General features: G+C 68.9%; 10 protein-coding genes. 9 read left to right on the plus strand and 1 reads right to left on the minus strand.

Translation table 11 applies throughout. The features are described from left to right. The first annotated feature begins 119 nt into the window (after positions 1–119). From ACFVJ3_RS38565 to ACFVJ3_RS38605, 9 genes are all read left to right on the plus strand, one after another. Positions 120–1,736 carry a Na+/H+ antiporter gene (locus tag ACFVJ3_RS38565; protein WP_378457063.1) on the plus strand — a complete coding sequence of 539 codons (1,617 nt, stop codon included), beginning with the start codon at positions 120–122 and terminating at the stop codon, positions 1,734–1,736. Continuing rightward, on the plus strand, positions 1,733–2,980 hold the full coding sequence (locus tag ACFVJ3_RS38570) for a lipase family protein (RefSeq protein ID WP_378457064.1): 1,248 nt from the start codon (positions 1,733–1,735) through the stop codon (positions 2,978–2,980). The genes ACFVJ3_RS38565 and ACFVJ3_RS38570 overlap by 4 nt, the downstream gene beginning before the upstream one ends. A gap of 22 nt (positions 2,981–3,002) precedes the next feature. Continuing rightward, positions 3,003–4,211: a histidine kinase gene (locus ACFVJ3_RS38575; RefSeq protein WP_378457065.1), complete on the plus strand. Its 1,209-nt coding sequence runs from the start codon at positions 3,003–3,005 to the stop codon at positions 4,209–4,211. A 33-nt stretch (positions 4,212–4,244) separates the two neighbouring features. Next, on the plus strand, positions 4,245–5,039 hold the full coding sequence (locus ACFVJ3_RS38580) for a LytR/AlgR family response regulator transcription factor (RefSeq protein WP_378457066.1): 795 nt from the start codon (positions 4,245–4,247) through the stop codon (positions 5,037–5,039). Further along, a complete protein-coding gene (locus ACFVJ3_RS38585) occupies positions 5,036–5,395 on the plus strand; it encodes a hypothetical protein (protein WP_378457067.1) in 360 nt (119 codons plus the stop codon). The genes ACFVJ3_RS38580 and ACFVJ3_RS38585 overlap by 4 nt, the downstream gene beginning before the upstream one ends. Positions 5,396–5,402: 7 nt before the next feature. After that, the gene (locus ACFVJ3_RS38590) at positions 5,403–7,160 is read left to right on the plus strand and encodes a cation acetate symporter (protein WP_378457068.1); all 1,758 of its coding nucleotides are present in this window, start codon (positions 5,403–5,405) and stop codon (positions 7,158–7,160) included. Positions 7,161–7,344: 184 nt separating this feature from the next. After that, positions 7,345–7,707: a DUF485 domain-containing protein gene (locus tag ACFVJ3_RS38595; protein WP_072944727.1), complete on the plus strand. Its 363-nt coding sequence runs from the start codon at positions 7,345–7,347 to the stop codon at positions 7,705–7,707. Beyond that, positions 7,704–9,338: a cation acetate symporter gene (locus ACFVJ3_RS38600; RefSeq protein ID WP_378457069.1), complete on the plus strand. Its 1,635-nt coding sequence runs from the start codon at positions 7,704–7,706 to the stop codon at positions 9,336–9,338. The genes ACFVJ3_RS38595 and ACFVJ3_RS38600 overlap by 4 nt, the downstream gene beginning before the upstream one ends. Positions 9,339–9,408: 70 nt before the next feature. Continuing rightward, positions 9,409–9,843, plus strand: coding sequence for an SRPBCC family protein (locus ACFVJ3_RS38605; RefSeq protein WP_378457070.1), 435 nt, complete (start codon positions 9,409–9,411; stop codon positions 9,841–9,843). Positions 9,844–9,929: 86 nt separating this feature from the next. Here ACFVJ3_RS38605 and ACFVJ3_RS38610 read toward each other — a convergent pair. Then, positions 9,930–10,589, minus strand: a 660-nt coding sequence (locus tag ACFVJ3_RS38610) for an RNA-guided endonuclease TnpB family protein (RefSeq protein ID WP_378457071.1), incomplete at its 5' end; no start/stop codon positions are given.

Consider the following 10,589-nt stretch of genomic DNA (forward strand, 5'->3'; position numbering starts at 1 on the left):
CCCCACGCTGACACCCCTTCCCCCACCCCCGGGGGGGGCCCCGGTTTCCGGCCCGGGGCCCCCCGCGCGTCTTCGGAGATGACCCGCGCACGGCGGGCGGGCGCGGCAGAATCGGTGTCGTGAACGGCGTCCTCGTGCTCCTCGTCATCATCGCGGCCATTGCCGTGACGAGTTTCGCGAAGCGCCGGGACCTCCAGGCGCCACTGGTGCTCGTGACCATCGGGTCGGTGGCGTCGTTCATCCCCGGGATGCCGCGGCTCGAACTGGACCCGGACGCCATCCTCGGTGTGGTGCTGCCGCCGCTGCTGTATTCCGCGGCGCTGAAGTTCTCGGTGGCCACGTTCCGGCGCCACCTCGCACCGATTCTCCGGCTGGGGATCTTCACCGTCCTCGTGACCGCCATCGGGGTGGCCTTCTTCTCCAACTGGCTGGTCCCCGAATTCACGCTCGGCGCGGCGCTGGTCCTCGGCGCCGTCGTCGCGCCGACCGACGCGGTCAGTGCCGTCGCGGTCGGCCGCAGGCTCGGCCTGCCGAACCGGGTGATCGCGATCCTCACCGGCGAGGGACTCGTCAACGACGCGACCGCGCTGACGCTGTTCACCGTCGCCGTCTCCGCCGTCGTCGGGGCGACGATCCCGGTCCCTCCCGTGGTGTTCTTCGGCTACGAGGTGATCGGCGGCGTGCTCATCGGACTGGTACTCGCGAAGATCGTCGAGTGGGTGCGTCACCGCATGTACGACTCACCGCTGGAAACGGTGCTGGGGCTGATGCTCCCGTTCGTCGCGTACCTCGTCGCCGAGGAGGTGCACGCGTCCGGTGTGCTGTCGGTGGTCGCCGCGGGGTTCCTGATGGGGCACAAGGCCACCGACGCCTCCGTGGCCACCCGCATCCAGGAGCGGTCGCTGTGGGAGAGTGTCGACCTCCTGCTCGAGATGTTCGTGTTCGCCTACATGGGGCTGCAACTGAAGTTCGTCATCGACGACGTCCGCGACCAGGGCCTACCGGTGCACCACGTCTTCTTCTACGGCTTCGCGGTCCTCGCCGTGGTCATGGCGATACGGCCGGCGTGGATCCTGCTGCACTGGCTCCGTCGCCGGCTGGGGCTGGCGATCACGGCGCCGGGTGGCTCGGTGGAACTCGGGTGGCGGGAGAGCCTCGTCGTGTCGTGGGCGGGAATGCGCGGGGTCGTCACGCTCGCCGCCGCGTCCGGTGTGCCCGTGGTGATCGCGAGCGGGCAGCCGTTTCCGGGGCGCGAGGTGATCCAGGCGATCGCGTTCGTCGTGGCCGTCGGCACGCTGCTGATCCAGGGCGCCACCATGCCGCTGCTGATCCGGATGCTCGATCTGGCGGATCCCGGCGAACGCGAGCGCGAGGAGGACCAGGTGAAGCTGGCCCGCGCGATCTCACGCGACGCCGGCGAACGGGCCCTCGTCGAGTTCGCCGAACACCCGCCGGAGGGAATCGACCGAGCCGACCTGACCGACATCCTCGACCGGGTGCGGCGGTCGATGCGGGCCCGGCTCCAGGCCGAGGAGGCGGAGGACGCCGCGAAGATGCAGCGGGCCGGCGCACTGTTCGACCACTTCCGGCGCGCAGCCCTGCGCGCGCAGCGCGAGGCGATCATCGCCGCCCGCGACGCGGGCACGCTCGACGACGAAGTGATGCGTAGCGTGTTGGAAAGCCTCGATGTGGAGGAGGCAGCAGCCGAGGAGCGGGTGCGGAGACGTCGCGAATGAGGTGCGAGGTGGGTGTGCGTCCGGTGCGAACCGCCGTGATCGCTCTTGCCGGTGTCGTGGCGCTGACCGCCTGCGCCACGGACGAGGCGTCCCCGAGCCCGTCTCCCATCACCTCGGCGGCCGCATCCTCCGCCCCTTCCGTTCCCCGGGCGCCGACCGGGGATCAGCGTGGCGCGCTGACCAGTCAGGAGCCGGTGCCCGACATCGATCCGGCGATCACCGCCCTCGGCGCCACGGCAACCCGGGTCGTCTACCGGTCGACGTCCGGTGTCGACGGCGGTGGCTCGGAGGTCGTGGGCACGGTGTTCACTCCCGCCGGTCCCGCACCGGACGGCGGCCGGCCCGTCGTCACGGTCGGGCACGGCACCACGGGCGTCACCGACGAGTGCGCCCCCTCGTCGTCACCGACCCTGCTGGGCACGGCGAACCTCGTCCGCCCGCTGCTGCAGCGCGGTTACGTCGTGACCGTCACCGACTACCAAGGCCTCGGCACCGACGGCCCGCACCCCTATCTCGAACCCGCCACCGCCGCCTACGACCTGATCGACGCGGTCCGGGCGGCGCGCAACGTGGTGCCGGAGGCGTCGACGCGCTGGGCGGCGATCGGGGTCTCGCAGGGTGGTCAGGCGTCGTGGTCCGCAGCCGAGCACGCGGACGATTACGGCGACGGGCTCGAGTTCGTCGGCTCGGCGAATCTGTCACCCGCGGCCGATCTGTCGGGGATCGTCGCCGACGGGACCGTCGAACCACTGTCGTTGCCGCAGAAGATGTTCCTCCCGTATCTCCTCGAGGGACTGAAGGTGGTGCACCCCGAGCTGAATCCGGACGACTACATGCGCGGCGCCCTCGCCGCCACGCCCGACGTCACGCTGTCGTGCGTCGCCGCGAAACTCCCCGAGAAGTGGACGGTGGCAACCCGACTCACCCCGGCCGACACGGGTCCGCGGACGGAGGCCGACGCCGAGCGCATGCGAGGGTGGCTCGAGGACATCGCCCTGCCCAGGAACGGCGCGGGCGGGCCGATGCTCGTCGTGGTGGGGGAGCGGGACAACCTCATTCTGCCGCAATGGACTTCGCAGGCCGTCGATCACGCGTGCGCGCTCGGCGACGTCGTCGAGTTCGACTTCCGGTCAGGGGAAGGGCACGCGGACGGGCGCTCCGTTCCCGGGGCGGTGCAGTGGATTGCCGACCGCTTCGTCGACGTGCCCGCACCCGACACGTGTGCCGAGGGAGGAACACCGTGATCGCTCGACTGGACGACGGCGAATGACGGGAACCGTCGTCGCCGTCGTCGCGTTGCTCGTCCTCGTCCCCGTCGTCACGTTCACCGCCGTGTGGCTGCGCGCCCGGCGTGAGCTGACGACACCCACCGAACGGGCCGTTCACACGACCCTCCACACGGCGTCGCTGGCGGCGCGGCCGTTGCGTCGGGGGCTCGACGAGACGTCGGCGGAGGAGGCCGCGCCGCACCTTCGCCAGCTGACCGGCGCGCAGGCGGTGGGCGTTTTCGACGCCGCCGGTGACCTCCTCGCGTGGAGCGGACCGCACGAGGCCATGACCGAACAACTGCACGACGCGGCCGCCCGCGCGGTCGACGGGGAGCGCCGGGTGCTCGTCGCCTACGGCGGCCTCGTCCGGGGCACGGGCGACGGCGCGGTGCGGGCACTGGTCGCCCAGCCGCTGCTCATCGAGGCCACCGGGGTGGTCGGGGTGCTCGGCATCGTCACCACGGAAGACCCCGGTCCGGGCATGCTCGGCGCCGTCACGGAGGTCGCCCGGTACGCGTGCAGCCAGATCGAACTCGCCGACCTCGACGCGTCCCGCGCCCGACTCGACCGCGCGGAGGTCCGGGCGCTGCGCGCGCAGATCAGCCCCCACTTCATCTACAACGCGCTGAACACGGTGGCCTCGTTCGTCCGCACCGATCCCGATCGCGCCCGGGAACTGATTCTCGAGTTCGCCGACTTCACGCGGTACTCGTTCCGTTCGGCGGGGGAGTTCACCCTGCTGGCCGACGAACTGCGCAACATCGACCGGTACCTCACCCTCGAGCGCGCCCGGTTCGGCGACGCCCTCGCCGTGAAATTGCAGGTGGCGCCGGAGGTGCTGAACGTGGTGCTGCCGTTCCTTGCGCTGCAGCCGCTGGTCGAGAACGCGGTGCGTCACGGAATCGCCGCCAAACCGGACGGCGGCACCGTCAGTATCGTCGCCGCCGACGAGGGCACCGACTGCGTGATCAGCGTCGAGGACGACGGGGTCGGCATGGATCCCGAACTGCTGCGGTCGGGGTCGCTGGACTCGGTGGCCGATACGTCGGGCGTGAAGGAGGCGGCGCACGTCGGGCTCGCCAACGTCGACGACCGCCTGCGCGCCGCGTTCGGCAACGACTACGGACTCGTGGTGGAGACCGCGCCCGGTGCGGGCACCAAGGTGAGCATGCGGGTCCCGAAGTTCCGGCGGGGGATCTCGACGTGAACGGGAAGTGTCCGTGCGACGATTGCTGTCGTTGTGAACCACACTGACGACAAGTCTCCGGACGCACCCCTCACCGTGCTGGCCGTCGACGACGAGAAACCCGCCCTCGACGAGCTGGCGTTCCTGCTGCGCGCCCAGGATGCGGTCGGCGACATCCGGACCGCGGGAGATGCCACCACGGCGCTGCGTATACTCCGGGACGGCGAGATCGACGCCGTCTTCCTCGACATCAACATGCCCGGACTCGACGGTCTCGAGCTGGCCGGGATCCTCGCGAATTTCGCGTCCCCGCCGCAGGTGGTGTTCGTGACCGCCCACGACGACCGGGCCGTCGCCGCATTCGACCTCGGAGCCGTCGACTATCTCCTCAAACCGTTGCGCGAGGAGCGGCTGGCGGAATCGGTGCGCCGCATCGTCGAGGGGCGCCGCAGGCGGGTCGACGCGGGACCGGCCGCCCCCACCGACGAGGTGATTCCGGTCGAACTCGGCGGCATCACCACGCTCGTGCACCGGTCCTCCGTCGAGTGGGTCGAAGCGGACGGCGACTACGCGCGCCTGCACACCGCGGACGGCTCCCACCTCGTCCGCATCCCCATCTCGGCACTGGAGACGCGCTGGGCGGACGCCGGGTTCCTGCGGGTCCACCGCTCGTACCTCGTCGCGTTGCCGCGGGTCACCGGAATCCGGACCGTCGGCAACGGTCTCGTCGTGTGCCTCCGCGCGCACGGTGACCGCCCGCCCGTCGAACTGCCGGTCAGCCGCAGGCACACCCGGATGCTCAAGGACCGGCTGGTCCGGGCGCCGAAACAAACGTGGACTGCGCGATGAGTTCGCCGGAGCGGGTGCGGGTCGTCCTCGCCCAGCGCCGCGGTGCGCGGATCGTCCGCACCCGGGTCGAGGTGCAGGAACAGACCGCGGTCGGGGACGCGATGATCCGGGGGCTCGTGCGCACCCAGCTCGTGCTGGCGATCCGGCTCGCGCTCCTCGCGGCGTGCCTGCTGTGCGCGGTGCCGCTCGTGATGTTCCTGTTCCCGGCGTTGTCGGACGTGTCGGTGCTGGGGATCCGGCTGCCGTGGGTGGTGCTCGGGGCGCTCGTGTACCCGGTGCTCCTGACCACCGGCTGGATCTACGTGCGGCAGGCCGAGCGCAACGAACAGGAATTCGCCGACCTGGTGGACGACTGAGCATCCCGTGACCACCGACCAACCCATTCCCTGGCTGACCCTGGCCGGTCTCGCCGCGGCCGCGATCGCGACGGTGGCCATCGGCATCTACGGAGTGCGGTTGGCGCGCACCACCTCCGACTTCCTCGTCGCGTCCCGCAGCGTCGGACCGCGGTGGAACGCCGCCGCCATCTCCGGCGAGTACCTCTCGGCCGCATCCTTTCTCGGTGTCGCCGGTCTGATCGCGAAATACGGCGCAGACGCCCTCTGGTACCCGATCGGCTTCACGGCCGGCTACCTCGGGCTGCTGCTGTTCGTCGCCGCACCGCTGCGACGCTCCGGCGCGTACACGGTGCCGGACTTCGCCGAGTTCCGGCTCGGCTCCCGCCGGCTCCGCACCCTCGCGATGCTCGTCGTCGCCGCCGTCTGCGCGCTGTACCTCGTCCCGCAACTCCAGGGGGCGGGACTGACCCTGAACATCCTGCTCGGGGTGCCGAGCTGGGTCGGGGCCGTCGTCGTCGGGCTCATCGTCATCGCAAACGTGGTGGGCGGCGGCATGCGATCCATCACGTTCGTCCAAGCCTTCCAGTACTGGCTGAAACTCACCGCGGTCGCGATCCCGGCGCTCGTGCTGTCGGTGTACTTCTTCGCCGACCACCACGAACTGGGCGCCGCCGCACCGCCCACCGTGAGCGAGCAGACCACCGTCGACATCACCACCGACGTCGTCGTGCAGGTGTCCGAACCGGTGACCGTCGGCGGGTCGGGGACGATCGACGGGGCCCCGGCGACCGGTGACGTTCGCCTCGAGCCGGGTGAACACCACCTCGGCGAGGGCACGTCGATGACCCTCGAGGCGGGCGCACCGGTTCCCGTGGTCGCGGGCGCTCCCGCCGACAACTCCGACTGGATCGCCCCAGGCTGGGGATTCGGCGGCGACCACCCGATGTACCAGGTGTACTCGCTGATCCTCGCCACGTTCCTCGGCACGCTCGGGCTGCCGCACGTGCTCGTCCGGTTCTATACCAACCCCGACGGGCGGGCCGCTCGGCTGACGTCGCTGGTCGTGGTCGGGCTGCTCGGAGTGTTCTACCTGTTCCCGACGCTGCTCGGGGTGTTCGCGCGGCTGTATGTGCCGCAACTGCTCATCACCGGGACGTCCGATGCCGCGGTCCTGCTGCTACCGGGCTCCGTGATTTCCGGGTGGGCTGGGCAACTCCTCGCCGCACTGGTAGCGGCCGGGGCCATCGCGGCGTTCCTGTCCACGTCGTCCGGCCTGCTCGTCAGCATCGCCGGGGTGCTCAGCACCGACGTCCTGCGCGGGCGGATCCGGGACTTCCGGATCGCCGCAGTCCTGGCGGGGGCGGTGCCGCTGGTGCTGTCGCTCGGGGTGACGTCGCTGGACCTGTCGCGGACGGTGGGGCTGGTGTTCGCGGTCGCGGCGTCGACGCTCTGCCCGCTGCTCGTGCTCGGCATCTGGTGGCGTGGTCTGACCGCCGCCGGGGCGGGTGCCGGGATGGTCGCGGGCGGGCTCGTCGCCGGCTGTGCCGCCGGGGTGTCGGTGCTGGGCGGCTTCACCGTCGACGCCTGGAACGGCTGGCCCGCGGCGATGGTCGCGTACCCGGCCGCCGTCAGCGTTCCGCTGGCCTTCGTCACGATGGTGCTGGTCAGCAAGGTGACGAAGCGTCAGATTCCCGCCGACCTCAGCCGGATCTTCACCCGGATGCACGCCCCGGAACGCCTCGATGTGGGCTCCGACCGCGAGGGGGAGCTCCGCTCCCCGTGAGCCTTTTTGGTAGCTCCCGCAACCAGAAAGGCGCACAGGCGGCGGAGCCGCTTGTCGCGGTCGGGTGACCGTTCGGCGCACAGTCCGGCAGCTCGCCGTGTGACAGACGCCACAGCCTATTTCTGTGACTCAACTCTCACTAACGTCGGCAATCAGTTCACTTCACACGACCAAGGAGTCTGCAGTGACCACAGCCGACCTCAGTGAGGGCGCACCGCAGAAGCGGCGCACCCCTGATGCGCAAGCCTTCGTAGACATGCAGGCGAGCCCGGAGTTCCAGGAGTTGCGACACCGCCTGCGTAGTTTCGTCTTCCCGATGACGGCGTTCTTCCTCGCCTGGTACGCGGCGTACGTCCTGCTGGCCACGTACGCGCCCGAGTTCATGGCCACCAAGGTGATCGGCAACGTCAACCTGGGCATCATCCTCGGTCTCGGCCAGTTCGTGACCACGTTCGTGATTACCGCGCTGTACGTGAAGTTCGCCAACCGGGAACTCGATCCCCGCTCCGCCGCGATCCGCGAAGAGCTGGAAGGACCGCTCAAGTGATCACCACACTCGCCGCAGGCACCGACGTCGGCAACCCGATCCTCAACATCGGCATCTTCGTGGCGTTCGTCGTGATCACGATGACCATCGTGATCCGCGCGAGCCGCACCACCAAGAAGGCCTCGGACTTTTACACCGGCGGCGGTCAGTTCTCCGGGCCGCAGAACGGTTTCGCCATCGCCGGCGACTACCTGTCGGCGGCATCGTTCCTCGGCATCGCCGGCGCCATCGCGGTGTACGGCTACGACGGCTTCCTGTACTCGGTCGGCTTCCTCGTCGCCTGGCTGGTGGCCCTGCTGCTGGTCGCGGAACTGCTCCGCAACACCGGCCGGTTCACGATGGCGGACGTGCTGAGCTTCCGGCTCAAGCAGCGTCCCGTGCGGATGGCCGCGGCGCTGTCCACGCTGGTGGTCTCGCTGTTCTATCTGCTCGCGCAGATGGCGGGCGCCGGCGGACTCGTCGCGCTGCTGCTGAACATCGACGGCAAGGTCGGTCAGGGTGTCGTCGTCGCGGTCGTCGGCGTGCTGATGATCGTGTACGTGCTCGTCGGCGGCATGAAGGGCACCACCTACGTGCAGATGGTCAAGGCGGTGCTGCTGGTCGCCGGAGCCGGCGTCATGTTCTTCCTCGTGCTGTTCGCGGTGCGCGGCAACTTCTCCCAGCTGCTCGCCGACGCCCAGGCGACGGTCAGCAGCTCTACGAACGAGGCGATCGCGGGCCGCGACATCCTCGCTCCCGGCGCCAAGTACGGCATCAGCTCGATGAGCAAGCTCGACTTCATCTCGCTCGGCATCGCCCTGGTCCTGGGCACCGCCGGCCTGCCGCACGTGCTGATGCGGTTCTACACGGTCCCCACTGCCAAGGAAGCCCGCCGCTCGGTCACCTGGGCGATCGGACTGATCGGCGCGTTCTACCTGTTCACGCTCGTCCTCGGCTACGGTGCCGCCAAGATGGTCGGCCCCGACGTCATCCTCGCAGCGCCCGGCAAGGAGAACGCGGCGGCGCCGCTGCTCGCGTTCGAGCTGGGCGGCACCATCTTCCTGGCGATCATTTCCGCGGTCGCGTTCGCGACGATTCTCGCGGTGGTGGCGGGGCTGGCGATCACGGCGTCCGCGTCGTTCGCCCACGACATCTACGCCAGCGTCATCAAGCGCGGACACGCGTCGGAAGAGTCCCAGGTGCGGGTATCCCGGATCACGGTCGTCGTGATCGGCCTCGTATCGATCGTCCTCGGAATCATGGCCATGGGCCAGAACATCGCGTTCCTGGTGGCGCTCGCCTTCGCGGTGGCCGCCTCGGCCAACCTGCCGACACTGCTGTACTCGCTGTTCTGGAAGAAGTTCAACACCACCGGTGCCCTCTTCAGCATCTACGGCGGCCTCATCAGCTGCCTCCTGCTGATCGTGTTCTCCCCGGCCGTGTCCGGTAAGCCGTCGTCGATGTTCCCCAACGCCGACTTCGACTTCTTCCCGCTCGCCAACCCGGGCATCGTCTCCATCCCGCTGGCGTTCGTGCTCGGCATCGTCGGCACCTACATCGGCCGCGGCAAGGCGGAGGATCCCGCCAAGCAGGCCGAGATGGAGGTCCGCTCGCTCACCGGTGTCGGTGTCGAGAAGGCCGTCTCCCACTAATGCCTACGGCCTGTGAGTACTTATTAACCGCCCGCGGTTAATAAGTACTCACAGGCCGTAGGCTGCACGAATGGCGAAACTCACGGTCAAGACGGATGTTCCCCTCAGCCCCCAGGACACCTGGGACAAGGCCTCGAATCTGCAGGACTTCGACAAGTGGTTCGTGGTCCACGACGGCTGGCGCGGCGAACTTCCCGAGACCCTCACGAGCGGAACCGAGATCAGTTCCGTCGTCACGGTCAAGGGACTCCGCAATCGCGTGAAGTGGACGATCAAGGAGTACGAGGCCCCGAACCGCATCGTTCTCAAGGGTGACGGCAAGGGCGGCGTGAAGCTCGGAATGGTGCTCGACGTCAAGGCGAAGGGTGACGCGTCCGAGGTGGCGTTCACCATCGAACTCGGTGGCGCACCACTGTTCGGGCCCATCGGCTCAGGTGTCGCGAAGGCGCTGAAGGGCGACATCGAGAAGTCCCTGAAGACATTCGTCGAGCTGTATGCGTGTTGACGTCCTCTCGGCCGTGAACGACCGAGAATCCCCTCGGGACTCGCGTCTCGAGGTTCCTGTTTCACCGACAGTTGCCTCCCCACACGTTAGGTGCGAGGTGGTCTCACACCATCTCCGCAGGCTGCCACCGCCAGTCCGACGGCCAAAATATTCCTCGCCGCGTTCACATCCCGGTCGTGGACGGCGCCGCATCGGCACGTCCACTCCCGCACGGTCAGCGGCATCTCCGAGGCGATCGCCCCGCACACCGAGCAGGTCTTCGACGAGGGATAGAACCGGTCGATCGCCACCACCTGCCGCCCGTACCAGTCGGCCTCGTATTCGAGCATCGACCGGAACTCGGACCAACTCGCATCGGAGATCGCCCGAGACAACGACCGATTCTTGACCATGTTTCGCACACTCAGATCCTCGATGGCGATCACTTGATTTTCGCGCACCAGTCGAGTGGAGAGTTTGTGCAGATAATCACGGCGCCGATCAGCGATCCGGCCATGAATCTTCGCGACTTTCAGTCGGGCTTTGGCCCGGTTCCGGGACCCCTTCTGCTTCTTGGCCAGCTCCCGCTGCGCCTTCGCCAGCCGCTCACGGTCCGTGCGCTCGTGGCGGGGGTTGGTGATCTTCTCCCCCGTCGAGAGTGTGTAGAGGCTGGTGATCCCGGCGTCGAGCCCGACCACCCGATCCGTCGATGGGGGCTCGGTGATCGTGTCCTCGACGAGGATCGAGAGGTGGTACTGACCACGAGC

This window comes from Rhodococcus sp. NPDC127593, assembly GCF_042671975.1.
GTDB lineage: Bacteria > Actinomycetota > Actinomycetes > Mycobacteriales > Mycobacteriaceae > Rhodococcus_F.